The sequence below is a fragment of the Actinomadura sp. J1-007 genome (genome assembly GCF_009793335.1).
GTDB classification, from domain to species: domain Bacteria; phylum Actinomycetota; class Actinomycetes; order Streptosporangiales; family Streptosporangiaceae; genus Spirillospora; species Spirillospora yumaensis.
This window is the reverse complement of sequence record NZ_WING01000001.1, coordinates 4758060-4784566: the sequence shown is the minus strand read 5'-3', so window position 1 is coordinate 4784566 and position 26507 is coordinate 4758060. Positions and strand designations below refer to the sequence as shown.

General features: G+C 73.9%; 27 protein-coding genes and 2 pseudogenes. 9 read left to right on the top strand and 20 right to left on the bottom strand.

Annotated features, from left to right (window positions below; all coding sequences use genetic code 11):
- Nucleotides 1-11 precede the first annotated feature (11 nt).
- The 11 genes and pseudogenes from GEV43_RS21700 to clpS all read right to left on the bottom strand — a co-directional run bounded on the left by GEV43_RS21700 (nt 12) and on the right by clpS (nt 7760).
- Nucleotides 12-793: pseudogene (locus GEV43_RS21700) on the bottom strand (MBL fold metallo-hydrolase).
- Between the two features lie 30 nt (nt 794-823).
- A complete protein-coding gene (gene murI / locus GEV43_RS21695) occupies nt 824-1636 on the bottom strand; it encodes a glutamate racemase (RefSeq protein WP_160822242.1) in 813 nt (270 codons plus the stop codon).
- A 197-nt stretch (nt 1637-1833) separates the two neighbouring features.
- Nucleotides 1834-2634 carry a thioesterase family protein gene (locus GEV43_RS21690; protein ID WP_160822241.1) on the bottom strand — a complete coding sequence of 267 codons (801 nt, stop codon included), beginning with the start codon at nt 2632-2634 and terminating at the stop codon, nt 1834-1836.
- Between the two features lie 119 nt (nt 2635-2753).
- Nucleotides 2754-3700: pseudogene (locus GEV43_RS21685) on the bottom strand (PLP-dependent cysteine synthase family protein).
- A gap of 5 nt (nt 3701-3705) precedes the next feature.
- Nucleotides 3706-3978, bottom strand: coding sequence for a MoaD/ThiS family protein (locus GEV43_RS21680; protein ID WP_160822240.1), 273 nt, complete (start codon nt 3976-3978; stop codon nt 3706-3708).
- 92 nt (nt 3979-4070) lie between these two features.
- A complete protein-coding gene (locus tag GEV43_RS53865) occupies nt 4071-4202 on the bottom strand; it encodes a hypothetical protein (protein ID WP_302930925.1) in 132 nt (43 codons plus the stop codon).
- A gap of 61 nt (nt 4203-4263) precedes the next feature.
- Nucleotides 4264-4680 carry a Mov34/MPN/PAD-1 family protein gene (locus GEV43_RS21675; protein WP_160822239.1) on the bottom strand — a complete coding sequence of 139 codons (417 nt, stop codon included), beginning with the start codon at nt 4678-4680 and terminating at the stop codon, nt 4264-4266.
- Between the two features lie 140 nt (nt 4681-4820).
- On the bottom strand, nt 4821-5828 hold the full coding sequence (locus GEV43_RS21670; protein ID WP_160822238.1) for a sensor histidine kinase: 1008 nt from the start codon (nt 5826-5828) through the stop codon (nt 4821-4823).
- Nucleotides 5825-6772 carry an MEDS domain-containing protein gene (locus GEV43_RS21665; RefSeq protein WP_160822237.1) on the bottom strand — a complete coding sequence of 316 codons (948 nt, stop codon included), beginning with the start codon at nt 6770-6772 and terminating at the stop codon, nt 5825-5827. The genes GEV43_RS21670 and GEV43_RS21665 overlap by 4 nt, the downstream gene beginning before the upstream one ends.
- Nucleotides 6773-6907: 135 nt before the next feature.
- The gene (locus GEV43_RS21660) at nt 6908-7444 is read right to left on the bottom strand and encodes a DUF2017 domain-containing protein (protein WP_160822236.1); all 537 of its coding nucleotides are present in this window, start codon (nt 7442-7444) and stop codon (nt 6908-6910) included.
- A gap of 19 nt (nt 7445-7463) precedes the next feature.
- A complete protein-coding gene (gene clpS, locus GEV43_RS21655; protein WP_160824695.1) occupies nt 7464-7760 on the bottom strand; it encodes an ATP-dependent Clp protease adapter ClpS in 297 nt (98 codons plus the stop codon).
- Nucleotides 7761-7885: 125 nt separating this feature from the next.
- On the opposite strand from clpS, the gene GEV43_RS21650 reads away from it, so the two are divergent.
- The 3 genes from GEV43_RS21650 to GEV43_RS21640 all read left to right on the top strand — a co-directional run bounded on the left by GEV43_RS21650 (nt 7886) and on the right by GEV43_RS21640 (nt 10483).
- Nucleotides 7886-9250: a nicotinate phosphoribosyltransferase gene (locus GEV43_RS21650; RefSeq protein ID WP_160824694.1), complete on the top strand. Its 1365-nt coding sequence runs from the start codon at nt 7886-7888 to the stop codon at nt 9248-9250.
- Between the two features lie 80 nt (nt 9251-9330).
- Complete coding sequence (locus tag GEV43_RS21645; protein WP_160822235.1) at nt 9331-9909, top strand: isochorismatase family protein; 579 nt, start codon at nt 9331-9333, stop codon at nt 9907-9909.
- 85 nt (nt 9910-9994) lie between these two features.
- The gene (locus tag GEV43_RS21640) at nt 9995-10483 is read left to right on the top strand and encodes a gluconokinase (RefSeq protein WP_309239760.1); all 489 of its coding nucleotides are present in this window, start codon (nt 9995-9997) and stop codon (nt 10481-10483) included.
- A gap of 48 nt (nt 10484-10531) precedes the next feature.
- Here GEV43_RS21640 and GEV43_RS21635 read toward each other — a convergent pair whose 3' ends face one another.
- The 4 genes from GEV43_RS21635 to GEV43_RS21620 all read right to left on the bottom strand — a co-directional run bounded on the left by GEV43_RS21635 (nt 10532) and on the right by GEV43_RS21620 (nt 14685).
- Nucleotides 10532-12292 carry a DEAD/DEAH box helicase gene (locus GEV43_RS21635; RefSeq protein WP_160824692.1) on the bottom strand — a complete coding sequence of 587 codons (1761 nt, stop codon included), beginning with the start codon at nt 12290-12292 and terminating at the stop codon, nt 10532-10534.
- A gap of 36 nt (nt 12293-12328) precedes the next feature.
- Nucleotides 12329-13315 carry a zinc metalloprotease gene (locus GEV43_RS21630; RefSeq protein ID WP_160822234.1) on the bottom strand — a complete coding sequence of 329 codons (987 nt, stop codon included), beginning with the start codon at nt 13313-13315 and terminating at the stop codon, nt 12329-12331.
- A gap of 487 nt (nt 13316-13802) precedes the next feature.
- Entirely contained in the window at nt 13803-14066 is a 264-nt protein-coding gene (locus GEV43_RS21625) for a DUF3039 domain-containing protein (RefSeq protein ID WP_160822233.1), read from the bottom strand.
- Between the two features lie 43 nt (nt 14067-14109).
- Nucleotides 14110-14685 (bottom strand): YqgE/AlgH family protein, encoded by a 576-nt coding sequence (locus GEV43_RS21620; RefSeq protein WP_160822232.1) that lies wholly within the window; start codon nt 14683-14685, stop codon nt 14110-14112.
- 168 nt (nt 14686-14853) lie between these two features.
- Between GEV43_RS21620 and GEV43_RS21615 the strand changes: the two genes are divergently transcribed.
- Both GEV43_RS21615 and GEV43_RS46915 read left to right on the top strand, forming a co-directional pair.
- The gene (locus GEV43_RS21615) at nt 14854-15564 is read left to right on the top strand and encodes a hypothetical protein (protein ID WP_160822231.1); all 711 of its coding nucleotides are present in this window, start codon (nt 14854-14856) and stop codon (nt 15562-15564) included.
- 160 nt (nt 15565-15724) lie between these two features.
- Entirely contained in the window at nt 15725-16369 is a 645-nt protein-coding gene (locus GEV43_RS46915) for a hypothetical protein (RefSeq protein WP_164717143.1), read from the top strand.
- A 37-nt stretch (nt 16370-16406) separates the two neighbouring features.
- Here the strand turns inward: GEV43_RS46915 and GEV43_RS21610 are convergent, their stop codons facing one another.
- From GEV43_RS21610 to GEV43_RS21600, 3 genes are all read right to left on the bottom strand, one after another.
- Nucleotides 16407-17810 carry an NAD-dependent malic enzyme gene (locus tag GEV43_RS21610; RefSeq protein WP_160822230.1) on the bottom strand — a complete coding sequence of 468 codons (1404 nt, stop codon included), beginning with the start codon at nt 17808-17810 and terminating at the stop codon, nt 16407-16409.
- Between the two features lie 102 nt (nt 17811-17912).
- Nucleotides 17913-18641 carry an AAA family ATPase gene (locus GEV43_RS21605; protein ID WP_160822229.1) on the bottom strand — a complete coding sequence of 243 codons (729 nt, stop codon included), beginning with the start codon at nt 18639-18641 and terminating at the stop codon, nt 17913-17915.
- A gap of 110 nt (nt 18642-18751) precedes the next feature.
- Nucleotides 18752-19705 (bottom strand): tetratricopeptide repeat protein, encoded by a 954-nt coding sequence (locus tag GEV43_RS21600; RefSeq protein WP_164717206.1) that lies wholly within the window; start codon nt 19703-19705, stop codon nt 18752-18754.
- A 492-nt stretch (nt 19706-20197) separates the two neighbouring features.
- Here GEV43_RS21600 and GEV43_RS48185 point away from each other — a divergent pair, with 492 nt between their 5' ends.
- Both GEV43_RS48185 and GEV43_RS21590 read left to right on the top strand, forming a co-directional pair.
- Nucleotides 20198-21619, top strand: coding sequence for an ATP-binding cassette domain-containing protein (locus GEV43_RS48185; protein ID WP_309239759.1), 1422 nt, complete (start codon nt 20198-20200; stop codon nt 21617-21619).
- Nucleotides 21612-23063, top strand: coding sequence for a hypothetical protein (locus GEV43_RS21590; RefSeq protein ID WP_160822228.1), 1452 nt, complete (start codon nt 21612-21614; stop codon nt 23061-23063). The genes GEV43_RS48185 and GEV43_RS21590 overlap by 8 nt, the downstream gene beginning before the upstream one ends.
- Nucleotides 23064-23141: 78 nt before the next feature.
- Here the strand turns inward: GEV43_RS21590 and GEV43_RS21585 are convergent, their stop codons facing one another.
- Nucleotides 23142-23474 carry a DUF3817 domain-containing protein gene (locus GEV43_RS21585; protein WP_160822227.1) on the bottom strand — a complete coding sequence of 111 codons (333 nt, stop codon included), beginning with the start codon at nt 23472-23474 and terminating at the stop codon, nt 23142-23144.
- A 200-nt stretch (nt 23475-23674) separates the two neighbouring features.
- Here GEV43_RS21585 and GEV43_RS21580 point away from each other — a divergent pair, with 200 nt between their 5' ends.
- Nucleotides 23675-24361, top strand: coding sequence for a DUF4230 domain-containing protein (locus GEV43_RS21580; RefSeq protein WP_160822226.1), 687 nt, complete (start codon nt 23675-23677; stop codon nt 24359-24361).
- Nucleotides 24362-24468: 107 nt separating this feature from the next.
- Here GEV43_RS21580 and GEV43_RS21575 read toward each other — a convergent pair whose 3' ends face one another.
- Nucleotides 24469-25659 carry an acetyl-CoA C-acetyltransferase gene (locus GEV43_RS21575; protein WP_160822225.1) on the bottom strand — a complete coding sequence of 397 codons (1191 nt, stop codon included), beginning with the start codon at nt 25657-25659 and terminating at the stop codon, nt 24469-24471.
- Nucleotides 25660-25753: 94 nt separating this feature from the next.
- On the opposite strand from GEV43_RS21575, the gene mce reads away from it, so the two are divergent.
- Complete coding sequence (mce, locus tag GEV43_RS21570; protein WP_160822224.1) at nt 25754-26176, top strand: methylmalonyl-CoA epimerase; 423 nt, start codon at nt 25754-25756, stop codon at nt 26174-26176.
- The last annotated feature ends 331 nt before the right edge of the window (nt 26177-26507 follow it).

The following is a 26507-nucleotide window of genomic DNA, read 5'->3' as shown; positions in this document are numbered from 1 at the left end:
GACTCGGCGGGTCAGACGGCCGGGACGCGGGTGGCGGGGCCGGGGCCGAGATCGTAGGCGAGCCCGACCTCGGCGAGCTCGATGGTGCCGCGAAAGCCGCTCGCCTTGGCCTCGGCGAGCGTCTGCGCGGGGTCGTTCCACGGCAGCAGGTGGGTGAGGACGAGGGTGCCGACGCCCGCGCGCGCGGCGTGCTCGCCCGCCTCGCGGCCGGTGAGGTGCATGTCGGGGGCAGGTCGCGGCCCTGGAGGAACGCCGCCTCGCACAGGAACACGTCGGAGTCGCGCGCGAGCTCGACCAGGGCGTCGCTGACGCCGGTGTCGCCGGAGTACGTCACCGCCCTGCCCTCGTGCTCGACGCGGATGCCGTACGCCTCGACGGGATGGTTGACGAGCGTCGTGGTGACGGTGAACGGTCCGATCCGTACCGGCCCGGGGCGCAGGTCCTGGAAGTCGAACGTCTGCGTCATCGCGGGGTTGGGCTCGGGCTCGTACGCCTTGACCATGTGCTCGGCGGTGCCGGTGGGGCCGTAGACGGGGATGCGGGGGGCGGGGCCGTCGGGACAGTACGTCCGGGCGATCCAGTAGACCGTGAGGTCGAGGCAGTGGTCGGGGTGCAGGTGCGAGAGCAGGATCGCGTCGATGTCGAGTATGTCGTGGAAGCGGTGCAGCGATCCGACGGCGCCGTTGCCCATGTCGAGCAGCATGGCGAAGCCCTCCGCCTGGACCAGGTAGCTGGACGCCGGGCTGTCCGGCCCCGGGAAGCTGCCCGAGCAGCCGATCACGGTGACCCGCACGCTCACCCCTCCTCTTGTCTCCCCGAGGAATCAGTTGGCCAGAGCCTTGCTCAAGGCGGTCTCCACCGAACCGATCTCGGGCCCCAGGAAACGGCGGCCGAGGGCGGCGAACACGGCGGGGTCGCCGGTGGCGTGGAAGCGGTGCCGCGGGGCGGGCATCGTCTCGGCTCTGGCAAGCCCCTGGTCGTGCAGCACGCGATACACGTCCTTGGCGGTCTCGTCGGCACTTGAGACCAGTGTTACCCCGTCGCCGACCACATACGAGATGACACCGGTCAGCAGTGGATAGTGAGTGCAGCCGAGGATGAGCGTGTCGCAGCCGCTCTCGGTGATCGGGTCCAGGTAGTCGCGGGCCGCCTCCAGCAGCTCGTCGCCCATCGTGACGCCCGCCTCGACGAACTCCACGAACCGCGGGCACGCCGCGCTGGTCAGCCGGATGTGCGGGGCCGCGGCGAACGCGTCGTCGTACGCCCGGCTGGTGACGGTGGCGGTGGTCGCGATCAGCCCGACCTCGCCGTTGGAGGTGGCGCGGGCGGCGCGCCGGGCCGCCGGGTGGATCACCTCGATCACGGGCACCTCGTAGCGTTCCCTGGCGTCGCGCAGCATCGCCGCGCTCGCGCTGTTGCAGGCGATGACCAGCATCTTCACGCCCTGCTCGACGAGCTGGTCGAGCATCTCCAGGGCGTACGCGCGGACCTGCGCGATGGGCCGGGGGCCGTACGGCTGGCGCGCCGAGTCGCCGAGGTAGACGATCGGCTCGTTCGGGAGCTGGTCGAGGATGGCGCGGGCGACGGTGAGCCCGCCGAAGCCGCTGTCGAAGATCCCGATCGGCGCGTCTGACATGGTCAACAAGGCTAGGCGACGCACAGACATGCCAGTGCGTCATGCGTCGTACATCACATCGTCACGCACCGGAAATCATCGCCCGATCACCAAGCGTCGGCACGGCGGAGGTCAACGGACCGCCTTGACCGCCCGAAACCCGTCCGGAACACCCGTCCGGACGGCCCCGCAAGAGCGCGGCGGACGAACAGCGGGGGTCAGCGCCGGGCGGGACGGCCCATGCGGGCGATCTGGCGGCTCTGCGCGACGAGCCGTCCGGCCGAGTCCCAGACCTCGACCTCCTCGTCGAACCAGCCGCCGGTCACCAGCCGCCCGCCGCCGTGGATCGCGAGCCAGCCCGGCGCCGGGACGGCGCGCATGTGCCAGGTGAGCTCGACGGTCGGCGACCAGCCGCGGGCGCCCATGTTGAGCGCGACGGGCGGCAGCGCGTCCACCGCGAGCGCGAGGGCGTACGCGTCGGGCTCGTGCGCCTCGCGGAACCGGAACCAGGCGCGGATCTCGGGGCGCCCGCTCGGCTGCCCGTCCAGCCAGCCCATGGTGGACGGGTCGAAGCGCATGTCGACCTGGTCGGCGAAGCCGCGGTCGGCCTTGCCGCTGTCGAACGTGCAGCAGGCGTCGATGGGCGGCAGCGCCGGCGCGGGCGCCTCGCCGGTCCAGTCGGGCTCCCCGGCGGCGTCCAGGGTGCCGGTGACGACGAGCGCGTCCACGACGGGCTCGCCGCCCTGGACGAGGGACACGCGGGACGTGGCGGCCGTACGGCCGGTCTTGCGCTGCTCGACGTGGACCTCCGCGGGCCCCGGCTTGGCGACCCGCAGGAAGCTGGTCGCCGTGGACACGGGATGCTCGTGCGGCGAGGCGTCCACCGCGGCCCGCCCGACGACCGCCATGAGGTAGCCGCCGTTGAGGGCCTCGGCGAACCCGAACGCCTCGTCCAGCAGCACGGAGTAGCGCCCCTCGCCGACCCGCGTCACCGCCGTGGCCTCCGCGAACCCCGCCATCCGACCTCCAGCATCCTAGAATCACGTTCGAGAACGACCTTACCCCGCCCCGGTCCCGCGTCGGCGTCGGACGCCGGTTCGGGACCGGGGCGGGGCTGGGGAACGGCGGGTGGTGCGGGTCAGGCCCAGAGCTGGCCTTCGAGGCGGGCCTCGGCCTCTTCGAGGGTGCCGGCGTAGGCGCCCGTGGACAGGTACTTCCAGCCGCCGTCGGCGACGATGAACGCGATGTCGGCGCGTTCGCCCGCCTTGACGGCCTTGCGGGCCATGCCGAGCGCCGCGTGCAGGGCGCCGCCCGTGGAGACGCCCGCGAAGATGCCCTCCCGCTCCAGCAGCTCGCGGGTACGGCGCAGCGCGTCGGCCGACCCCACCGAGAAGCGGGTGGTCAGCACAGAGTCGTCGTACAGCTCGGGATGAAGCCCTCGTCGATGTTGCGCAGGCCGTAGACCAGCTCGCCGTACCGGGGCTCCGCGGCGACGATCTTGACGTCGGGCACCCGCTCGCGCAGGAACCGGCCGACGCCCATCAGCGTGCCGGTGGTGCCGAGCCCCGCGACGAAGTGCGTCACGGTCGGCAGGTCCGCCAGGATCTCGGGGCCGGTCGTCTCGTAGTGGGCGAGCGCGTTGGCCTCGTTGCCGTACTGGTAGAGCATCACCCAGTCGGGGTTGTCGGCCGCCAGCCCCTTGGCGACGCGGACGGCCTCGTTGGAGCCGCCCGCCGCCGGGGACGCGATGACGCGCGCCCCCCACATCTCCAGGAGCTGGCGCCGTTCGGCCGAGGTGTTCTCCGGCATCACGCACACCATCGAGTAGCCGCGCAGCTTGGCGACCATGGCGAGCGAGATGCCGGTGTTGCCGGAGGTCGGCTCCAGGATCGTGCAGCCCGGGGTGAGCAGGCCGTCCTTCTCCGCCTTCTCGATCATCCAGAAGGCGGGCCGGTCCTTGACCGAGCCGGTCGGGTTGCGGTCCTCCAGCTTCGCCCACAGGCGCACGTCGGCGCTCGGGGAGAGCCCGGGCAGGCCCACCAGGGGCGTGCGCCCGAGGGAGTCGAGCAACGAGTCGAAGCGCATGGGGGCTAGCCCCCGGCGACGGCCGGGAGGATGGTGACGTTGTCACCGTCGGACAGCGCGGTGTCCAGCCCTCCGAGGAACCGCACGTCCTCGTCGTTCAGGTACACGTTGACGAACTTGCGCAGCCCCTTGTCGTCCACCAGCCGGGCCCGCAGGCCGGGGTGCCGGACGTCCAGGTCGGCGAACAGCTCGTCCAGCGTGCCGCCCTTGCCCTCGACGGCCTTGGCGCCGTCGGTCAGGTTGCGCAGGATCGTCGGGATCCGGACCTCGATCGCCATCGCGATGATCTCCTTAGGTCGTACGGGGCTCCCCGCCCACGGCTTGGCACAACAGGGCGGGGCGCGGGGGAATTCCGGGCGGAGTCGGCGCGTCAGCGACAGTCGTAGACGACCTCGGCGCGCGAGTGCCCGAACAGGAAGCTCTGTACGGGAGAGGCGGCGCGGGAGCGAGCGCCGTCGCAGGGCCCGCGCCCGGCGCCGGCCCGCTGCTCGTTCGTCCGCATGGCCGCCAGTTTACCGGCCGGAACGCGCCCGCCCCCTGCCGGGTTCGGCCGGATTTCGAGGTCAGGCGTAGGCATCGACGACCGTGACCTCTTCCTCGGTCACCTCGCCGTCCAGGATCCGGTACGAGCGGAACTCCACGTCGTCGGCGTCGCGGGTGGACACCAGCACGTAGTGCGCGTTGGGCTCGGCGGCGTAGGAGACGTCGGTCCGGGAGGGGTACGCCTCGGTCGCGGTGTGCGAGTGGTAGATCACCACCGGCTCCTCGTCGCGGTCGTCCATCTCCCGCCACACCTTGAGCTGCTCCTGCGAGTCGAACCGGTAGAACGTCGGCGACCGCTCGGCGTTGGCCATCGCGATGTGCCGGACGGGCCGGTCGGACCCGGCCGGGCCCGCGATCACGCCGCACGCCTCGTCGGGGTGGTCGGCGCGCGCGTGCGCGACGATCAGGTCGACCAGGGCTCGTTCGATCGTCAGCATGCCGAGCAGATTACCGGGACCGTTCCGGCTCCGGCCCCTCCAGGTCGGCCCCTCCAGGACGACGCCGCCCGCCCCGCCCGACCCGGCGCGCGGGGCGCCGGGACGGGCCGGGACGGGCCGGGACGGGCCGGACGCGGGACTCAGCCGGGCAGCCTCACGTGCATCCGCACGCGGGTGCCGTGCGCGCCCGAACGGATCTCGACGATGTGGCACAGCCGCCGCACCGCCCACATGGCGGCCTCGCCGCGCCGGCCGCCGCGCGGCGGCGCGTAGCCGAGGAACCGGTCGTCCAGCGCGAACGCCGGGTCGGTCAGGTCGCAGACCAGCTCGCGTCCCTCGGTCCACACCCACAGCGACCCGTGCCCGCCGCCGTCGCGGATGATCCCGGTCGCGATCTCGTTGACCGCGAGGACGAACGGCAGGCAGGCGGCGTCGGGCAGGCCGTGCCTGACCGCCTCGCCGCGCAGGAACGCGCGCAGCCCGGGAAGCTCGCCGCTCGCGAAGATCCTGCGGGCGGCGTCCGGTGGCGGCGGCGCCAGCGGCGCGGCGTTGCACTCGGCGTAGACGTCGGCCGGGTCGGTGAACCGCCCGCTCGGGTGCACCCCGCCGGCGTCCTGCAACTCGGGGTGCGTGCGCATGGCGTCGGTGAGGACGCCGCCGGGCAGCGCCGCCGCGTCGTACGCGCAGAGCATCGACGTCGGGGTCCCGGCGAACATGACGTTGATCAGGGCCTCGTGCCGCTTCCACTCGCTGACCTCCAGCGCGGTGCGGCCCTCCCAGACGGGCTGGACGAGCAGCCGCAGCCGCCCGCGCGGCCACCAGTCGGCGCGGGCCCGGTCGTGGTACGCCGCGAACGCGTGCATCGGGCCCGCGAACCAGGCGTCCCGGTCGGGGAACTCGATCGGCGCCGCGTCGCGCTCGCCGAGCTGCTCGCGCAGCAGGTCGCCGAACGCGGCGGAGGCGATCACGACGAGGGCGTCGCCGTCGCGGCGGCCCTCCCGCAGGTACGGCACGGCGGCGGTGGCGAACTCGCGGTCGGTGCGGTGCAGCAGCGCCCGGTGGACCAGCGCGTCGCGTCCGGTCGCGGCGTACGGGCCCGGGGCGCCGCCCCTGCCGGTCGCGTCGCCGGTTCCGGTGAAGGCGTTCATCGGATCGCCCCCTCCAGGTAGACGCCGGGCGCGGAGTCCCACCCGGCGAGTCTCATCATGAGCCCGAGGTAGTCGGGCATGCCGCGCAGGACCACCTGCCGTTCCAGGGACGCGCCTTCCCGGCCCGCGCCGATCAGCACCCGCAGCCCCTCCAGGTCGCAGAACTCCAGCCCCGACAGGTCGAGGCAGAGGTGCCCGGCCCGGCCGGCCGCGCCGTGCAGCGCCTCCAGCAGGCCGGGCAGCGTGGACTCGTCGACCGCGCCGGTGAGCCGCAGCCCCGGCGGGGTGAACGTGGGCGTGATGGTCAGCACGCCGTCGGCGTACAGGTCGTCCACCCGGACCCGGCCGTCGTGGCAGGACTCCAGGATCCTGAGCTGGTCGGGCCCGAACCACCGGCGGTCGTACTGGCAGATCGCCATCGCCCGCGTGCCGGGGGCCTGGAACGCCTGCTGGCACTTGTGCTCGAACTCGGCGAAGTGCTCGGTGCCGGGCCAGCCGCGCACCGAGAACGACGTCTCGCCCGTGATCCGCACCCCGTCGTAGCCCTGGACGAGGGCCAGCTCGATCTCGGTGCCGAGCAGCGCGACGGTCTCGTCCGGGTCGAACCGCCCGGTCGCCATGAACGCCTCGATGATCGGGCGGATCGCGAGGTGCCCCTCGTCCGCCGCGGTCCGCAGCGCGTCCTCGTCCTTGCCGGCCTCGGCGGCGAGGCGTTCGAGGACGTCGCGGGGGTTCTCCTGGTCGGCCAGGTAGATGATCTTGTGATCGGCGCGGAGCCCGTCCCGGATGTAGGCCATCAGGACGGCATAGCGCTCCTCCTCGTTGTCGTAGGTGAGGCAGAGGTGGTCGCCGAACTTCATGCGGCCGACGGCCGTGCGCGCGGGGGCGCCGTCCGGGCCGCCGTCGAGACCGCCGCCGGGGCCGCCGTTGTGAAGGGAAGACATGTGGGGCCTCCCATGGGGGTTTGCCGTCAACATAGCAACACACAACGCGACGCCGGGCGGACATTGTGTAACGGTGACGGACACCCGTGACCGGACGCGGTCACGGCCCCGGGCGCCGGGCCCCGGCGCCGGGCGCTACCAGACGGCCTGGACGAGGCTCTCCTGGAGCATCGTCAGCCAGTCGTACGCGGCGAACATCGCGGTGCGCGGGTCGCGGGGGTCGAGGTCCTGCGCCTCCTCGTACCACTCCTCGCTGATGTCGAGCCGGGTGCCGAGCGCGAGGCGCACGTCGTTGAGGGCGCGCAGCCACGCCTGCGCCTGCTCCTTGTCGAGGACGGTGTCGACGCCGGACGACGTCGCGTCCGCCAGCGCGCCGAGGACCGTGCCCGCGGCCTCCCGCTTGCCGTCGCGCAGCCCGAGCTCGGTGTAGCGGCGGAACTCCCCGGCCGCGTCGCCGTCGTCGCGGTAGGCGTCCGGGAACAGCCGGGCGAGGACCGGGTCGTCCGGCTTCTCGGCCTTGTCGGCGATGCCGATGGAGGCCAGCTCGTCGTCGCCGTCGGGCGCGTCGCCGAGCAGCGTGACCAGCTGCTCCATCAGCGCCCGCACCAGCGCGGCCTCCTCGGGCTCCAGGCGTACGACGACGCCCTTGCGCCCCTTCTTCACTGTGCTCATGGCTTCGGCGGGCCCCCGCTCAGTCGTCCCGTTTGACGGTGGCCCACAGGCCGTAGGAGTGGAGGATCTCCACGTCGCGCTCCATCTCCTCGCGGGTGCCGTTGGCCACCACCGCGCGCCCCTTGTGGTGGACGTCCATCATCAGCTTCTCGGCCTTGGCCTTCGGGTAGCCGAAGACGGCCTGGAAGACGTAGGTGACGTACGACATCAGGTTGATCGGGTCGTTCCAGACGATGGCCAGCCACGGCCGGTCGGCGCCCAGGTCCTCGTGGACGTCCGGCCGTTCCAGCTCGACCGGCGCGGGCGCCGTACCCATGACCACCTCGCTCACGGCAGCGCTCATATCGCCGCGTCTCCCCCTCTCCCCGCCGGGTTCGCTCCGCCCACAGCCTCCGATGCTATGCGCCCCGCACGGCGCGAGGTGTGGTGGCCTGCACGTCCATGGTGCACGCGGCGGGCCGTAGGGTTCCACCTGTGGACCTTGAGAACGACCCCCGCGAGAGCACCGCCCTGCTCACGGACCGGTACGAGCTGACCATGCTCCAGGCCGCGCTGCGCAGCGGCACGGCCGAACGGCGCGCGGTGTTCGAGGTGTTCGCGCGCCATCTGCCCGCCGGGCGGCGCTACGGCGTCGTCGCCGGGACGGGCCGGCTGCTCGACGCCATCGAGTCGTTCGCCTTCGACGGGGCGGTGCTGGAGTACCTGACCGCCAACGGCGTGGTGGACGAGCCGACCGCCGAATGGCTGGAGAAGTACAGGTTCTCGGGGAACATCTGGGGATACCCCGAGGGCGAGTGCTATTTCCCGGAATCGCCGATTCTGGTGGTGGAGGGGACGTTCGCCGAGGCGGTCCTGCTGGAGACCGTCGCGCTGTCGATCCTCAACCACGACTGCGCGATCGCCTCCGCCGCGTCCCGGATGGTGCGGGCCGCGCACGGCCGCCCCCTGATCGAGATGGGCTCGCGCCGCACCCACGAGCGCGCCGCCGTCGCCGCCGCGCGCGCCGCGTACGTCGCGGGCTTCACCACCACCTCCAACCTGGAGGCGGGCCGCCGGTACGGCGTGCCGACCGCCGGGACGAGCGCGCACGCGTTCACGCTGCTGCACGACAGCGAGCGGCACGCGTTCGAGGCGCAGCTCGCGTCGATGGGCGAGTCCACCACCCTGCTCGTGGACACCTACGACGTCGAACGGGCCGTCCGCACGGCGGTCGAGCTGGCGGGCCCCGGCCTCGGCGCGGTGCGGATCGACAGCGGCGACCTCGGCGCGGTGGCGGGCCTGGTCCGCGAGCAGCTCGACTCGCTCGGCGCGCACGACACCCGCATCGTGGTGACCGGGGACCTCGACGAGTACGGGATCGCGGCGCTCGGCGCGTCCCCCGTGGACGGCTACGGCGTCGGCACGTCCCTGGTGACGGGGTCGGGCGCGCCCACCGCGTCGCTGGTCTACAAGCTCGTCGCCCGCGCGGACGGCCCGGACGACGGCGCGCCGATGCGCCCGGTCGCCAAGCGGTCCACGGGCAAGCCGACCCGGGGCGGGCGCAAGGCGGCGGTGCGCTGCGTGGACGCGCGCGGCACCGCGTACGCCGAGACCGTCACGACCGGCGAGCCGACCCCCGGGCCGCGCGACCGCGTGCTGCACGTCCCGCTCGTCCGGGACGGCGAGATCGTCGGCCGCGAGGACCTGGCCGAGGCCCGCGAGCGGCACCGGCGCTCGGTGGACGAGCTGCCCGCGACGGCGCTCCAGCTCTCGCGCGGGGAGCCCGCCGTGCCGACCGAGTTCGTCAACGGCGGCCCCCGCCGCTGAGCGGCCGCTGGGGTAGCGTCCGGGTAGGTGTCCAGGTACGTGCCGAGGCGTCGGCTAGAGGAACGGTCCGGGGAGCGGTCATGGGCAAGGCTCTGATCATCGTGGACGTGCAGAACGACTTCTGCGAAGGCGGGTCGCTCGGCGTGACGGGAGGCGCGGACGTGGCGTCCGCCGTGTCCGCTCACGTGCGCGCCCACCGCGACGAGTACGCGCACGTCGTCGCGACGCGCGACTTCCACCTCGATCCCGGCGCGCACTTCTCCGCGACGCCCGACTTCTCCGACTCGTGGCCGCCGCACTGCGTGATCGGGACGCCCGGCGCCGACTTCCACCCGAACCTCGCGCTCGCGCCGATCGAGACCGTGTTCAGCAAGGGCCGCGAGACCGCCGCCTACAGCGGCTTCGAGGGCGCGACGGACGACGGCGTCCCGCTGGCCGACTGGCTCTCCGCGCGCGGCGTCGACGCGGTCGACGTCGTCGGGATCGCGACCGACCACTGCGTGCGCGCGACGGCGGTCGACGCGGCGCGCGGCGGGTTCCGCACGACCGTGCTGCTCGACCTCACCGCGGCCGTCGCCAAGGACTCCGCCGACCGCGCGCTGGACGAGCTGCGCCGCGAGGGCGTCACGCTCACCGGCTCGCCCGTCGTCCGGGCCTGACCGGCATGCCCGAGTCCCCGGCTCCCCCGCCGTCCCGCCTCCCGCCGTTCCCGGACCGGACGGCTCGGCGCCGACCGTCCTGCTGGTGACGGGCGTGTCGGGCAGCGGCAAGTCGACCGTCGGCCGCCTGCTCGCCGAACGCCTCGGCTGGGACTTCGCCGACGCCGACGACTTCCACCCGCCCGCCAACATCGCCAAGATGCGCGCCGGAACGGCCCTCACCGACGCCGACCGGGGCCCGTGGCTCGACGCGATCTCCGCCTGGATCGCCGGACGGCTCGCGGAGGGCCGTCCCGGCGTCGTGACCAGCTCGGCGCTGAAGCGCGCCTACCGCGACCGGCTCACGGCGGGCCGCGTCCCCGGCGTCCACGTCGTCTTCCTCGACGGCGACCGCGACCTGATCGCCGCGCGGATGCGGGCGCGCAAGGGCCACTTCTTCAAGCCCGGCCTGCTGGACAGCCAGTTCCGCGACCTGGAGCGCCCGGCCGCCGACGAACCCGTCCTGCACGTCCCCGTGACCGGCGCCCCGGACGAGATCGTCACCCGGATCGTGAAGGCCCTGGACCTGCCCTAAGGCCCTGGACCTGCCCTAGCGCCGAAGGCCGGGCCCGCCGGCCGGGCCTCAGGAGCGGCGCTTGGTGGCCCATTCGCGGATCTTGGCGATGCGCTTGCGGATGTCCTCGGCGCTGGCCTGCGCGATCGCCGGGCCGCCGCAGGAGCGGCGCAGGTCGTTGTGGATGACGCCGTGCGGCTGGCCGGTGCGGTGGTTCCACGCGCCGACGAGGCCCTGGAGCTCCTTGCGGAGGGCGGCGAGGTCCTCGGCGGCGGTGCGGTCGGCCGCCCGGTCGGCGCGGGGGTCGCCGGTCTTGCGCTTGCGGTCCTTGGCGATCTGCTCGGCCTGCCGCTTGCGCAGCAGCGCCGACACCTGCTCGGGCTCCAGCAGGCCGGGGATGCCGAGGTACTCCTCCTCCTCGGCCGAGCCGGGCTCGGCGTGCATCCCGAACTCGCCGCCGTCGTACAGCACCCGGTCGAACGTGGCGGACGCCTCGACCGTCTCGAACGCCAGCTCCTCGCCGATCACGTCGTCGGGCGCGTCGCGCTCGCGGTTGGCCTCGGCGAGCAGGTCGTCGTCGAGGCCGTCCTCCCGGACGGGCCGGTCGAGCACGTGGTCGCGCTCGGTCTCCATCTCGGCGGCGTGGCCCATCAGCGTCGGCACCGACGGCAGGAACACCGACGCCGTCTCGCCGCGCTTGCGGGCCCGGACGAAGCGCCCGATCGCCTGCGCGAAGAACAGCGGCGTGCTGGTGGACGTCGCGTACACCCCGACGGCGAGGCGCGGGATGTCGACGCCCTCCGACACCATCCGGACCGCGACCATCCACCGGTCCTCGGAGTCGCTGAACTGCTTGATCTTCTTGGACGCGGTCGGGTCGTCCGACAGCACGATCGTCGCGCCCTGCCCGGTGACCGCGCGCAGCATCTTGGCGTAGGCGCGGGCCGCCTCGTGGTCGGTCGCGATGACCAGGCCGCCCGCGTCGGGGATCGCGCGGCGCAGCTCGGTCAGGCGCCGGTCGGCGGCGGCGAGGACCTGCTGGATCCAGTCGCCCTTCGGGTCGAGCGCGGCCCGCCACGCCTGCGACATCTGGTCCTGGGTGAGCGGCTCGCCGAGCGTCGCGGTGATCTCGTCGCCCGCGCGGGTGCGCCACCGCATCGCGCCCGCGTACGCCAGGAAGATGACCGGGCGGACGACGCCGTCGGCGAGCGCCGGGCCGTAGCCGTAGGTGTAGTCGGCGCGGCTGCGGCGGATCCCGTCGGGGCCCTCCTCGTACTGGACGAACGGGATCGGGTTGATGTCGGTGCGGAACGGCGTGCCCGACAGCGCCAGCCGCCGCGTCGCCGGCTCGAACGCCTCGCGCACCGCGTCGCCCCACGACAGGCCGTCGCCCGCGTGGTGCACCTCGTCGAAGATGACCAGCGTCTTGCGGGCCTCGGTGCGGTTGCGGTGCAGCGCGGGCCGCGCGGCGACCGTGGCGTAGGTCACCGCGATGCCGTCGAAGTCCTTGCCCGCGCGGCCCTGCGCGTTCTGGAACTCGGGGTCGATCTTGATGCCGACGCGGGCCGCCGACTCGGCCCACTGCCGCTTGAGGTGCTCGGTCGGGCAGATGATCGTCACACCGGCGACGATGCGGCGTTCGAGCAGCTCGCGGGCCAGGCGGAGCGCGAACGTCGTCTTACCGGCGCCGGGCGTCGCGACGGTCAGGAAGTCGCGCGGGCCGGGCTGCTGCCCGTCGGACCCGAAGTAGGCCCGCAGCGCCTGCTCCTGCCAGGCGCGCAGGGACTGGGCGGTCCCCCAGGCGGCCCGCTCGGGGAAGGCGGGGGGCATGCTCGATGCGGCGAAGGTGCTCACGGTCATCGAAGGCTACCGAGCCCCACCGACAGATCGTGCCGCGACGCCCCCTCCGGCCGCCGCGCGCTCCCGCGCCCCGGGGGCCCGGAACGCCGCCCACGCGGCGCGGATGCGCCGTCCCTGCCCGGGTGTGAACTCGCGCATGCAGTCGTCCCACCCGTAGTTCATGAAGTTGTGCACGGGGTCGGCTCCGGACTGCGGGCAGGTGTCCCTGGAGCCGGGGCAGCCCTCCGTCGGAACGGCCTCGTAGGGCGTGTCCGCGACGGCGTCGCCGGGCGCCTGGCAGCCGTTCTCGAACGTGTGGAACAGCCCGAGCCAGTGCCCGATCTCGTGCACCGCCGTGTAGCCGCGGTCGTAGTGCTCGAACGCGCCGCCGCGCAGGCTGCGGTGGTCGACGACCACGCCGTCCTTGCCGGGCGCCCGGCGGTACCACTGCGGGAACGTCGAGAAGCCCAGCACGTCGGACCCGACGGCCGCGCTGAACAGGTTGAGCGTCCCGCGCCCGCCGCGCCGCAGCCTGCCCTTCATCGCCCTCTCGTGCCGCTGCGGCTGCCGGAACCACGCCCGGTTGCGCGTCACCTCGAACGACACGAGGCGGAACGACACGCCGGTGTCGGCCCCGCCCGTCCGCCCGCCGTACGCGGCGTTGAGCGTCGCGATCTGCCGCCGCGCGGCCGCGCGCGACACCCGGCCCCGCCGCCCGTCGGTGATCGCGTGGAACCGGACCGGCACCCTGATCCGCCCGGCGCGCCTGCGCGGCGTGTCGATGACCCGCTCGTCGGCCGTTCCGAACAGGCCGGTGAGCGTGCGCCGGAGGTCGTCGAGCATCGACAGCGTCTGCGCGCGGTCGAGGTCGTCCGGGTCCCTGGTCTCGTCCCGTCCCGGCGGCCGTCCCCACAGCGGGGCTTGAACGAGCTGGGCGGGTCGAACGGTCTGGACGGGCTGGACGGCGCTCAGAAGGCTGATGGGCCAGGAGTCCGTACGGACCCGTCCGTTCATGGGCCCGTGCGCGCCCGTCGCCACAGAACCGCAAACAGCGCCCTCGGCCCGGCCCATCGCCACCACGTCGGCCGTTCTCGGGGGGCCACCGGGTGAACGCCCACCAGGGCCACTACCTACGGCGACAATGGTTGCGCAGAAAGTGACCGCCACCGCGCACAGTGAAACCCCGATGCCCCGCCCCATGCTCTCCCCCGTCGTGAAACGTCGCGATCCCGCGACCGGCCGTCCCTCGGGCCGATCGCAGGATCATCGGATCCGGCGTCCACCGCCCCCGCGATGTCCCGCCGGCTCCCCCTCGCCTACACCCCGTCGTTCACGCGCGCCCCGCACGCGCGCCACCGGCACGCCTCAGGACGCGCCGCACGCACGCGCCTCGGCGGGCGCGCACGCCCGCGCCGCACGCCCGCGCCGCACGCCCGCGCCGCACGCCCGCGCCGCACGTCCGCGCCGCACGCCCGCGCCGCACGCCCGCGCCGTGCGGACGTCAGCCGTCCTTGTCGCCGCCGCCCGACTGCATGGACTCGTAGATCTCCTTGCACTCCGGGCAGACCGGGTACTTCTTCGGGTCGCGGTTGGGCACCCAGACCTTGCCGCACAGCGCGATCACCGGCGTTCCGGTCACCGCGCTCTCGGTGATCTTCTGCTTCTTGACGTAGTGGGCGAACCGCTCGTGGTCGCCGTCGCCGTGCGACAGATCGGGGCGGGTATCGCGCTCGGTGTCGTGATCGGGCAGGATCTTCGTGCTCACTTGGCCTCCTCAGGCCATCACCTTAGTTCAGCGCCGGGTGCTCTCAGTTCAGCGTCGGGTCCTCCGGGAAGGTGGAGACGAACGCCAGGTCGCCGCCCTGCCTGCGCAGCACCTCCTGCCAGAGCCGGTCCGGGTCGCCCGCGAAGACGTCCCCGGCCTCGGCGGGGACCAGGTACCAGGCGCCGTCCTCGATCTCCGAGCGGAGCTGGCCCGACGACCAGCCCGCGTACCCGGCGAACACGCGGAACTGGAGCAGCTCGGCGGCCAGCAGGCCGGGCGGGGCGTCCAGGTCGACGAGCCCGACGCGCGACACCTCCGAGCCCCCGTCCAGGGCGCGCCACCCGAGCGGCTCGTCCTCCCCGGGGAGCCTGGCGAGCGCGAGCGCGTTGTCGAGCGCGACGGGACCGCCCTGGAAGACCACCGAGGGGCCGGTGACGAGCTCGGCCCACGGCGGCAGGACGCGGTCGACCGGGACCTCCGTCGGCCGGTTGAGGACAACTCCGAGCGTTCCGCCCTCCATGTCGTGCTCCACCACCAGGACGACGCTGCGCCTGAAGTTGGGATCGTCGAGCTGGGGGGTCGCGACCAGCAGGAGCCCCACCCGGATGCCGTCTTCCATGGGCTCCATCATGCTTTGCTGAGACCCCCGGCGGCACGTCCCCCCACTCGTTAGCCTGTTACGCACACCTATCGCCGTGGGTATCGGCACGAGACGGACCAAGGTTAAGAATGATCTAGGATCATCGGCCATCCGCTTGGTGTTCGCCGGCGGGCCGGGGAGGACGCGATGCAGTTGCCCAGGGTCGTCATCGCCGCCGTGTTCTTCGTCATCGGGGCGCTGATCGCCATCCCCGCGCTGATGAAGACCACCTCATCGGAGTCGCGGGCCTCCAGCAGTCCGGAATCCACCTCCTCCTCCCCCTCCCCGAGCACGAGCGGCTCAGGCACGGGCGACGCCTCGACCTCCCCGTCCCCCTCCCGGGGCAGCCGCTCGCCCTCGCCGTCCCCGAGCACGTCCCGGACGACGACGAAGCCGCCGTCGTCGCCCGTCAAGCCGCTGACGGCCACGGTCGGCGCCGTCCGCTGCCCCGGCCGCACGATCGAGGTCACGGTCCACAACCGCGGCCCGCGCACCGAGGACTACGGCATCGAACGCGACGACGACGCGCCGTCGGTGCCCGGCCGGATCACCGCGGGCGCGACCCGTACGACCACGCTCAAGCTGCGCGAGGACCGCGGCACCCGCCTCCAGGTGACGTGGAAGAACGAGCCGCTGAAGACCAGGACGGTCAAGGCCAACTGCAAGAAGGCGGGCGGCGGGCCCGCGCCGTCCAAGACGCCGCCGAGCAGGCTCCCGCACACCGGCGCCGACGACGGCGTGATCTGGGCCCGCACCGCGACGGGCGGCGCCGCCATGATCACCGGCCTGATCATCTTCTGGTACGGCGGGATCTGGCCGCGCCGGCGCGACCAGGTCTTCGCCAAGAAGGCCGACTGACCCTCCCGCCGTCCCCCTCCCGCCGTCCCCCTTCCGGACGTTCCGCCGCAACGGCCGAGGTCAAGGAACCCATGCCGTTCTGGACGCGCTTTTGGTATTGAACGCCCGATTCCGGGTGAGGAATGCCAGTGGTGCGACACGTCCATTCCGGGGGTAAAGCGTGGTGCTGCTGCTCGCGTTGGCCGCGTCGGCCGCCATGACGGCCCCCGCCCCGCCCGCAGCACCCGCCGCCGTGCCCGCCCGACCCGCGTCCGCGCGGCCTGCGTTCGCCGTGCCCGCCGCCGGGCTCACGGCGACGGTCGGCGGCGTCCGCTGCCCCCGGCGCCAGGTCGCGGTGAACGTGGTGAACGGCACGGACGCGCCCCACACCTACGAGCTGCGTTCCAACGGACGCGTCGTCCGGCGCGAGCGCGTACCGGCGGACCAGACGACCCAGCGCCTCGCCACGCTGCGCGAGAGGCGGCGTACGACGATCACCGTCACCTCGGAGGGCCGGACGATCGCGCGGGCCTCACGCAAGGCCGACTGCGCCGGGCACGCGCCCGACGGCGACGCCGCCGCCCTCCCCGTCCCCGCCCTCGGAGACGGGGAGGACCTTTCAGGAGCCGAGCAGGGCACGGGCGGCGCGCACCGCGGGAAGTCCGCCCGCCTGCCCCGTACGGGCGAGGGCGGAGGCACGACGGTACGGGTGATCACCGCCCTGGCCGTCCTGGCCGGAGGCGGCGTCCTGGTCTTCTGGGGCCTGCTGTGGCCGGGCCGGGGCCGGGGCGACTGGGCCACCCCGTCCCGCCGCCGCACCCCGTGACGGGCCGAGGCCCGCCAGTCCGGCCCGCGCGTCCCGGCTACGCCTCGGTGCGGGGCCTGCCGCCGGCGGCCTCGCGGACGGCGCCCGCCACGCGGGGGCTCACGTCCGGGTGGAAGACGCTCGGGACGATGTAGTTGGGGCCGAGCTCGCCCTCGGTGACCACGTCGGCGAGCGCCTTGGCCGCGGCGGCGAGCATCTCCTCGGTGACCCCGTTGGCCTGGGCGTCCAGCAGCCCGCGGAAGACGCCGGGGAACGCCAGCACGTTGTTGATCTGGTTGGGGTAGTCGCTGCGGCCGGTCGCGACGACGGCGGCGTGCTCGCGGGCCTCGTCCGGCGACACCTCGGGCTCGGGGTTGGCGAGGGCGAACACGATCGCGTCGTCGTTCATCGTCGCGATGTCGTCGCCGTTCAGGATGCCGGGGGCCGAGACGCCGATGAACACGTCGGCGTCCTTGACCGCGCCGCGCAGGTCGCCCGCGTAGCCGTCGGCGTTGGTGTGGTCGGCGATCCAGCGCAGCGAGTCGTCGAGGTCGTCGCGGCCGCCGTGGACGGCGCCGCGGTAGTCGCACACCACGAGGTCGCGGGCCCCGGCGTGCATGAGCAGCTTCAGGATCGCGGTGCCCGCCGCGCCGGCGCCCGCCATCGTGATCCGCACGTCGGCGATGTCCTTGCCGACGACGCGCAGCGCGTTGGTCAGCGCGGCCAGCACGCAGATCGCCGTGCCGTGCTGGTCGTCGTGGAACACCGGGATGTCGAGCAGGTCGCGCAGCCGCCGCTCGACCTCGAAGCAGCGCGGCGCGGAGATGTCCTCCAGGTTGATGCCGCCGAACGCCGGCGCGAGGATCTGGACGGTGCGGACGATCTCGTCGGTGTCCTGGGTGTCCAGGCAGATCGGCCACGCGTCGATCCCGGCGAACCGCTTGAACAGCGCGGCCTTGCCCTCCATCACCGGCAGCGCGGCCTCCGGCCCGATGTTGCCGAGGCCGAGCACCGCCGACCCGTCGGTGACGACGGCCACGCTGTTGCGCTTGATCGTCAGGCGGCGGACGTCCTCGGGGTTGCGGGCGATGGCGAGGGACACGCGCGCGACGCCGGGGGTGTAGGCCATGGACAGCTCGTCGCGGGTCCGCAGCGGCACCTTCGACTGCATCTCGATCTTGCCGCCGAGGTGCATGAGGAACGTCCGGTCGCTGACCTTGTGGATCCGGATCGCGTCGATCTTCTCCAGCGCGGCGGCGATCGCCTCGGCGTGCTGGGTGTCGCGGGTGGCGATGGTCACGTCGATGCGGAGCGTCTCGTGCCCGGCGGTGTTGACGTCGAGGGCGGTGACGATGCCGCCGGCGCTCTCGACCACGTGCGTGATCTGGCTGACGGCCTTGCCGCCCGCGGGGACCTCCAGCCGGACGGTGATGGAGTACGACACGCTGGGCACGCTCGCCACGACACTTGCTCCCTCTGCTACCGGGTACGTCTTCGTCCCGCCTCGCATCGTCCCACGGCGGGACGCGCGTCCGGGGGCCGCCGCCCGCCGCTTCCGCGAAGCTCAGACGGCCCGCGCCGCGGCGACGACGAGGTCGGCGGCGAGGGGCTCGGGCAGCCTGGTGGTGTCGATCACGAGGTGGTAGAGCCGCGGATCGGCGGGGTCGGCCCCGTAGAAGTGCTTCACGTAGGCCGCGCGGGCGCGGTCATTGTCATCGAGCATACGCTCAACCTCGCGCTGCGGCGTCCCGCTCCCCGCTCCGGCCCCGCCCGGCCCACCCGGTCCGGCCGGTCCGGCCGGTCCGCCTGGCCCGGCGGGTTCGCCGCCGCGCGGGCGGGGCGGCGGGCCGGGGAACGCGACGGCGCGGGCGAGGCGGCGCTCGCGGGGCCCGTCGAGCCGTACGTGCAGGACGTGCGGGACGTCGGCCAGCACGACCGCGCCCGCGCGCCCGAGCACCACGCCGCCGTCGTCCGCCGCACGGGCCACGATCCGCTCCGTCCGCTCGACGAACTCCTCTTCGGGGACGAACGTGCGGTCGGGCAGGTGGACGTCCATCCCGCCGAGGCTGACGCTCGGCAGCCGGGCGGCGCCCGCGAGGATCCGGCCGATTCCGGTCTCGGCCCGGCCGTCGTGCGCGAGCGCCTCCTCCAGCGTGCAGCCGATCTCGGCGGCGACCGCCTCGGGGATGGCCCGGTCGACGAACGGCAGCCCGAGCCGTTCGGCCACGGCCCGCCCGACGGCGCCGCCGCCCGCGCCGAACGTCGCCGAAATCGTCACGACATGTGCGCTCACACCCGATTCATGCCCGTTCGGCCGCCGATTCAACGGCTCGACGGGCACGCGAGGCGCGAGCGCCCCGGCTCACGCGGGGGCCCGGCGCGCGCCGGGCCCCCGCGGACGGCTCAGAAGAGCGCGGACTGGAGGGAGCGGCGGGCCTTGCCGACGCGGGGGTCGTCCGAGGGCAGCAGCTCGAACAGCGACAGCAGGTGGCGGCGCGCCGCGTCGCGGTCGGCGCCCGCGGAACGGCGCACGGCGCCGAGCAGCCGGTCGAACGCCGCGTCGATGCGGCCCGACACCATCTCCACGTCGGACGCGTCGATCTGGTCCTGGACCTTCGCGTCGGGCTCGCCCGCCGCGGCGAGGACCCGCTCGGCGTCGAGGGAGCGGACCCGCAGGCTCAGCTCGACCAGGGCGAGGCCGCGCTTGGCCTGCTCGTCGCGCGGGGTCCGGTCGAGGATCCGCTGGAACGCGGCCTTGGCGCCGTCGAGGTCGCCCGCGTGCAGGGCGTCCTCGGCCTCGGCGTACACCGAGACGGCGGGCCCGTCCTCCTGCCCGTCGCCGGCCGGGGGCGGCTCCTCCGCCATGCCCTCGGGGAGGATGCCCTCCTTGCGCAGCGCGTCGAAGAGCTGGTCGATCGCCTGCCGCACCTGGGGCTCGGGCGCCGCGCCGTTCAGGAACGGCAGGAGCTGCCCGCCGACCACGACCGCCACGAACGGGATGCCGCGCACGCCCATCTGCTGCATGTAGGCGCCGAGCTGCGGGTTGGCGTCGATGTCGACCTTGGCGAGGACCCACTTGCCGGCCGCCTCCTGAGCCAGCTTCTCCAGGATCGGGCCGAGCTGCTTGCACGGCCCGCACCATTCGGCCCAGAAGTCGACGAGGACGGGAACGTTGCGCGACCGTTCGACGACGTCGGTGTTGAAGGTCTGGTCGGTGACGTCCATCACGTACTGCCCGGCGCCCGCCGGCGCATCGCCGCCGCCGCCCTGAGCCTGGCGTTCCTGCTGCTTCTTCGCGGCCGCCTGGAGCGCCCCCAGATCAACGGCCCCGTGCAACGAAAAGTCCCGAGAAGGCATGGGTCCATCCTGCCCCATGACCGCCCCCCGCCGTACGCCCGTCCGCTCCCAGCGGATCGCCGCCGCCGCGCGTACGGCCCTGGTCGGGGCCGGTACGCCCCCGGCGCGAGCCCGCCGGCCGCGAATGCGACCGACACGCCGGACAAATTGGACCGCTTTCGCGAATTCGCGCCTTCGCGCGGAAGGCAAAGAATCCAGAGCGGTGCGCGCCAACAGCAGAAAGAGTGCTGACAGCGATCACCAAGCGTGGTTATAGTCACGATGTCGATGCATGGTGCGACGGCAAAAGAGGCTCGGCGCCCGGACCCGTTCGACGGGCTCGGCCGGGCCGGATGAGCGCCTCGTGGCGGGGGAAGAAAGCCACCTGAGCGCTCGCGTTCCGTCGCGTTCGCATGACGCAACAACGGGGGAATACAAGTGATCGCGGAGCATTCCGCGATCGTGGCCCGAGGAATGGGTGTCCGCCGCGGGGGGCGGTGGCTCCTGCGCCCGGTGGCCTTCGGCATCGCCGGAGGCGTGGTCGGCCTGGCCGGTCCACCTGGTGTCGGTAAATCCACTCTGCTGGCCACGTTCGCGACCTTGCGCCGGCCTTCGTCCGGCGCGCTGGAGATTCTCGGGTACGACACCGGGAGCACACCCGATCTGCGGGCGGCGCGCGCCCGGATCGGTTATCTGCCGGGCTGCTTCTCGTGGGCGGAGAACATGACGGCGGGAGAGTTCGTCGCCTACGCGGCGTACTACAAGCGCGTGCAGGCGTCCGCGGCGAGGTCGGTGCTGAAACGGCTCGACCTCGCCGACGCCGCCGCGACCGAGCTGGCCCTCCTGCCGCCGGACGCCCGGCTCCGCGCGGGCCTCGCCGCCGCGTGCGTGCACGAGCCCGACCTCGTCCTGCTGGACGACCCGTTCGCCGGCCTGACCGCCGCGTCCGCCGCCGAACTCGTCCCGGTGGTCCGCGCGCTGGCGCCGTCGGTCGTCCTCACGTCGGGCGACACGCCCCCGCTCATGGGCTGGTGCGACCGGCTGTTCACGCTGGCCCGGGGCAAGCTGACCGAGCTGCCGCCCGGCGCGCCCGTCCACGCGCCGCGGGCCCCGCGCCCGTTCAGGGAGGGGCCGGGGGAAGCGCGCCCCGCGGCCCGGCGCGCGCGGCCCGGCGACCGGCCGGGCGACCGCGCCGCGACCCGGCCGAGGGCCCGCCAGCCTCAGCAGCACGGACGCGTACCGCCGCGGACGTCCCCGACCCGCACGACCGCGCCGCTGCCCCGCGTCCCTCCGGGCCCCGAGCGGCCGGGCCCGGCCGAGGGGTCCGCGGACCCGCGGCGGCAGGCCCCGGGCAGGCCCGGCGGGCGCGGGCCCTCGGCGGGCGCCGCCCGGCTCATGGCCGCCGGAGCCCCGGTGAACACCTCGCGCGCCACGGCCTCCGGCGCCCGTTCCAGACCCGTCCCCCGCACCGCCACGGCAAGCGCGGGGCAGGCGGGGGGCACGGCATCCGCCGGGTGGTCGCCCGCGCGGGCGCGCGCGGGAACGGCCGGCGACGCGGCACAGAACTGGACGATCGGCGCGGCGGGAACGGGCGCGGAGCGTGCGAGCGCGGCCCGTACGGCGGGGGCGGGGCCGGTCGGCGGGTCCGGCGGGCCCGCGCCCGAGCGGGGTGCGCGGCGCGGCAAGGCCCGGCCCGCCGGACGCGCCGCGGGGCGCGCGGCCGGACGGGTCGCGGGGCGCGCGGCCGGACGGGTCGCGGGGCGCGCGGCCGGACGGGTCGCGGGGCGCGCGGCCGGACGGGTCGCCGGGCGCGCCGCGGGCCGCGGGCGGGCGGCGGGGCTGGCGGCGGGCCGGGCCGCCGGGCGGGCGGCCCGCGCCGGACTGCCGATGATCCGGAGGGAACGGTCGCCCGCACGGAGCGGCGCCGGTGTCTGATCTGGGGCGGGTGCTCCGGCTGGACGCCCGCCGCACGGCACTGCTCGTCGCGGTGCCGCTGCTCGCGGGGATCGGGGTCGTCACGGTCTGGCTCTCCCTGGTCCCCGGCGTCGCGTACTGGGACAACTCCGTCGTGGCGCTGGTCGACTCCGTACGAACACTCGGGCCGGTGGCGGCGGGCATCGCCGCCTGGGCGGCGGTGCGCGAGCGCCGCCTCGACTACCTGCGCGACCTGACGGCGCGCTCGCCCGCCACCGGCGTCCTGCTCGACCTGCTCCTGCTGTCCGCGGCGGCGCTCGCGGCGTACGCGGCGGTCACGGGGGTGGTGGTCGCCGCGACGGTCGTCCGGCACAACGCGGGCGACGCGCATCCGCTGGGCATCGCGGCGGGCGCGCTGGCCCTCGTCCTGCACGTGGTGGCGGGCTACCTCGCCGGACGGGCCGCGCCGCACCGCGCGACGCCCGCCGCCGTGGTGGCCGCGACGGCGCTGTGGGCGCTGCTGCGCGGTCCCGGAACGTCGTGGTGGAGCCTGCTGCCCCCGGCCGCGCTCGGCCATGTGGAGCTGTTCACCGGCCTGCGCACGGGGGTGCAGGCCGACCAGGCGCTGTGGGCGGCGGGGCTCGCCGCGGCGCTGATCCTCGGGTACGTGATGTGGCTGACGCGGCGCTGGCCGCTCGCCGTCCCGCTCGTCCTGGCCCTCGCGCTGGCCGTCACCGCGACCGTACGGCTCCAGGCGACGGACGGCCGGGCCGTCGCGGACGACCCCGTCGCGCTCGCCTGCCGCGAATGGCCGCTGCGGACCTGCGTGCACCCCTCGCTGCGGTCCGCGCTGCCCACGCTGATCGCCGCCACCACCCCCCTGGCCGCGCGGCTGAACGGCACGCCCGGCGCGATCACCCGGATCGAGCAGCGGCCCGCGTCCGTTCCGGCGTCGGTGGCGAGCGGCGTCGCCCTCGTCCACCTCGACGACGACCTGCGGCCCGGGTACGGGACGCGCGCGGCGCGGGAGCTGCGCGACGCCCTCACCCGCCCGGCGGCGTGCTCGGCGGCCTCGGCGCAACGGATCCGTTCCCGCGAGTACAAGGCCCTCGTGGACGCGTGGCTGCTGGACGAGGGCACGCCCCCGATCGCCGACGCGTACGCGGCGCGCAGGTTCAAGTCGTGGGGCGAGCGGGCGCGGCGGTCATGGCTGCGCGCCCACTACGCGCGCTACCGGAACTGCACCCTGACGGCCCGCGATTTCCGGCCCGCGACCGCGTTTTCTCCGCGGCCGGTCCGGCCGGGCATCGCGCGCGGGCCGAGGACGGGGCCGTTCAAGGCGGGGCCATTCGGAACGGGCCCTCTCAAGACGCGCGCCCGCGCGGTGAGGCCGGGCGCGCCGCGTCCCGGTCTTCCGGGCGCGAAGCCCCCGGCGCTACGCGATCCGGCGCGTTCGTCCAGGTAGCGGAGGAAGATCCTCTGCATGACCACGACGGGACCCCCCAGACCCGCCGCGGCCATGCAGAAGCCGATGGGACGGCGCTCAGGCCGTCCGGCCCGCGCTCTCCCGCTCCGGCGCGCCGGCCGTACCGGGCACGGGCTTGGCCCAGTAGTGCTCCACGAGGAACGGGGCGACGGGCAGCACGGAGGCGATGAGCGCGAGCACCGTGCGCGCGGCGTTCCAGCGGAGCTGCCCGCGGACCACGAAGACCATGCCCACGTACACGAGGAACAGGATCCCGTGGATCGGCCCCATCGCCTGAACGCCCGCGGGCATGTCGCCCGCGTACTTCAGCGGCATGGCGATGAGCAGCAGCACCAGGAACGAGACCGCCTCCGCGATGGAGACGATCCGGAAACCACGCACGATGTCCACGCCTGGCCAACGCGCGGGACCCCGCGAGGGTTTCCTCCGGCCGCTATGGCCCTCCTCACACCGTCCCCGGCCCTGGCTTCCCGGGAACGAGCCGGAGGCCGCGCACCTCGCGGGGCCTCCGACCTGCGCCGTTCCGCGGAGTCCGGCACCGGTACCCGCGGGGAAGGTGAGGGGCCCGTACCGCCGGGAATGTCCCCTCCATGGCACGCCCTGAGACGAAGGACGAAGCGCCGCGCGGAACCGCGCCCCCCAGGCGCGGGCTGCGCACCTCCCTGCTGCTGATCGTGGCCACCGTCGCGATCGTGCTGCTCGCGCAGCAGACGCTGCGCATGCTCCCCAAGTGGATCAATCCGTTCGCGGAGGAGACCAAGGACCGCAGCGGTCCCGCGCTGCTCCAGTCGGTCCGCGACCTGCACCGCTACGAGGCCGCCAGCGGCAACTTCCAGGTGGTCGTGGACCTGGAGAAGGACGCGAAGTTCCTGCCGGGCCCGCTGCGCGGCTCGCGCACGCTGTTCATCGGCAACGGCTCGGTGGACGCCTACGTCGACTTCTCCAAGCTGGCCGGCGGCGCCATCACCGTGAACAAGGACCGTACGGCCGCCGCGGTGAAACTGCCCCGCGCCCAGCTCGAACCCACCAACCTCGACCCGAAGCGCAGCTACGTCTTCGCGCGCGAGCGCGGGCTGTTCAACCGCTTCGGCGACTTCTTCAGCGGCAACCCGAACGACCAGCAGCAGCTCTACGTGCTGGCGGGCCAGAAGATCCAGGCCGCCGCCAACGAGAGCGGTCTGCGCAACCGCGCCGACGCCAACACCAAGCTGATGCTGGAGGGGATGCTGAAAGCCCTCGGCTTCAAGACCGTGACCGTCACCCCCGCCCCCGCCTGACCCCGCGCACCGTGAGGCGGCGCGCGGAGACGGCGGAGAAAGGACGAACGGACCGGACGGACCGGACGGACCGGCGTACGGCGCGGACGGGCGGACGTACGGGGGACTCAGGCGGACGGGACGCGCAGGATCAGGGCGTCGCCCTGGCCGCCGCCCCCGCACAGGCCGGCCGCGCCCACGCCGCCGCCGCGCCGCTTCAGCTCGTACGCCAGGTGCAGCGCGATGCGGGCGCCGGACATGCCGACGGGGTGGCCGAGGGCGATGGCGCCGCCGTTGACGTTGACCTTCTCGGGGCCGACGCCGAGGTCGCGCATCGACTGCACGCCGACCGCCGCGAACGCCTCGTTGATCTCGATGAGGTCGAGGTCGGAGACGTCCAGGCCCTCCTTGCCCAGCGCGTGCCTGATCGCGTTGGACGGCTGGGACTGGAGCGAGTTGTCGGGCCCGGCGACGTTCCCGTGCGCGCCGATCTCGGCGAGCCAGGTCAGGCCGAGCTCCTCGGCCTTGGCCTTGGACATCACCACGACGGCGGCGGCGCCGTCGGAGATCTGCGAGGACGAGCCCGCCGTGATGGTGCCGTCCTCGCTGAACGCGGGGCGGAGCCGGCCGAGCGACTCGGCGGTCGTGTCGCCGCGCACGCCCTCGTCGGTCGCGAACACGACCGGCTCGCCGCGCCGCTGCGGGATCTCGACCGGCGCGATCTCCTCGTCGAAGACCCCGTTCTTGATCGCGGCGGCGGCCCGCTGGTGCGACCGGGCGGCGAACTCGTCCTGCTCCTCGCGGGTGATCGCGAGCCGGGCGTTGTGGCCCTCGGTCGACTCGCCCATGGACACGCCGTCGAACGCGTCGGTGAGCGCGTCGTAGGCCATGTGGTCGAGCACCTCGACCGAGCCGTACTTGTAGCCGCCGCGCGACTTCGGCAGCAGGTGCGGGGCCTGGGTCATCGACTCCATGCCGCCCGCCACCACGATGTCGAACTCGCCGGCGCGGACGAGCTGGTCGGCCAGCGCGATCGCGTCGAGCCCGGACAGGCAGACCTTGTTGATCGTGATGGACGGCACGTTCATCGGGATGCCGGCCTTGACCGCCGCCTGCCGCGACGGGATCTGGCCGGCGCCGGCCTGGAGCACCTGCCCGAGGATCACGTACTGGACCTGGTCGCCGGACACGCCGGCGCGCTCCAGCGCGGCCTTGATCGCGTGCGCCCCGAGGTCGGCGGCGGAGAAGTCCTTCAGCGAGCCCAGCAGGCGCCCGACGGGGGTACGCGCTCCGGCGACGATCACGGACTGGACGGACATGAGGGGGCCTCCATCGGGGTTCGGCGGCGACGTTTGCCACGATACCCAGCGGAACCACGCCGCTCTCCGGCGGCGTCCTCAGGAGGGGATCACCATGCTGACCCGGATCGACCACGTCGGTATCGCGTGCCACGACCTGGACGCGACCGTGGAGTTCTACCAGCGGACGTACGGGTTCACCGACGTGCACTTCGAGGTGAACGAGGAGCAGGGCGTCCGGGAGGCGATGCTCAAGATCAACGAGACGGGCGACGGGGCGGCGAGCTACCTCCAGCTCATCCAGCCGATCCGGGACGACTCGACGGTCGCCAAGTGGCTGGCGAAGAACGGCGAGGGCGTGCACCACATCGCGTTCGGCACGGACGGGGACGTGCAGGACGAGGCCGACGGGATCGCGGAGAAGGGCGTGCGGGTGCTGTACGACAGCCCGCGGCGCGGGTCGATGGGGTCGCGCATCACGTTCCTGCACCCGAAGGACGCGCACGGGGTGCTGACCGAGCTCGTCCAGAAGGCGTGACCCCGGCCCCGCCCGCTCCGTCCGCGCGGCGGCGGGCGGGCGGCCGGGATTGTGATGTGTTCGATAACACCCCCTGTGTCGGGGGTGCGGTGTCTGCCACTCTGTGATCGTTCGGACACATCTGGTGGGTTTGCCGGTCGGCACCTGGGGACCTGGGCCGCCGTCCGGCAAATTCCCAAACACGACAAAGTACGCAGTGCGTCAAGATGAGCCCCCAACACGGCAGCGGCCGGAGTACGCTTCTTTCGCCGGAAGAGGTCTGGGGCCCGTGCGCCCGTACAGCCAGGCGATCAACCGGTCCCCGGAACCACCCGTAGCCCCGTCACATCAG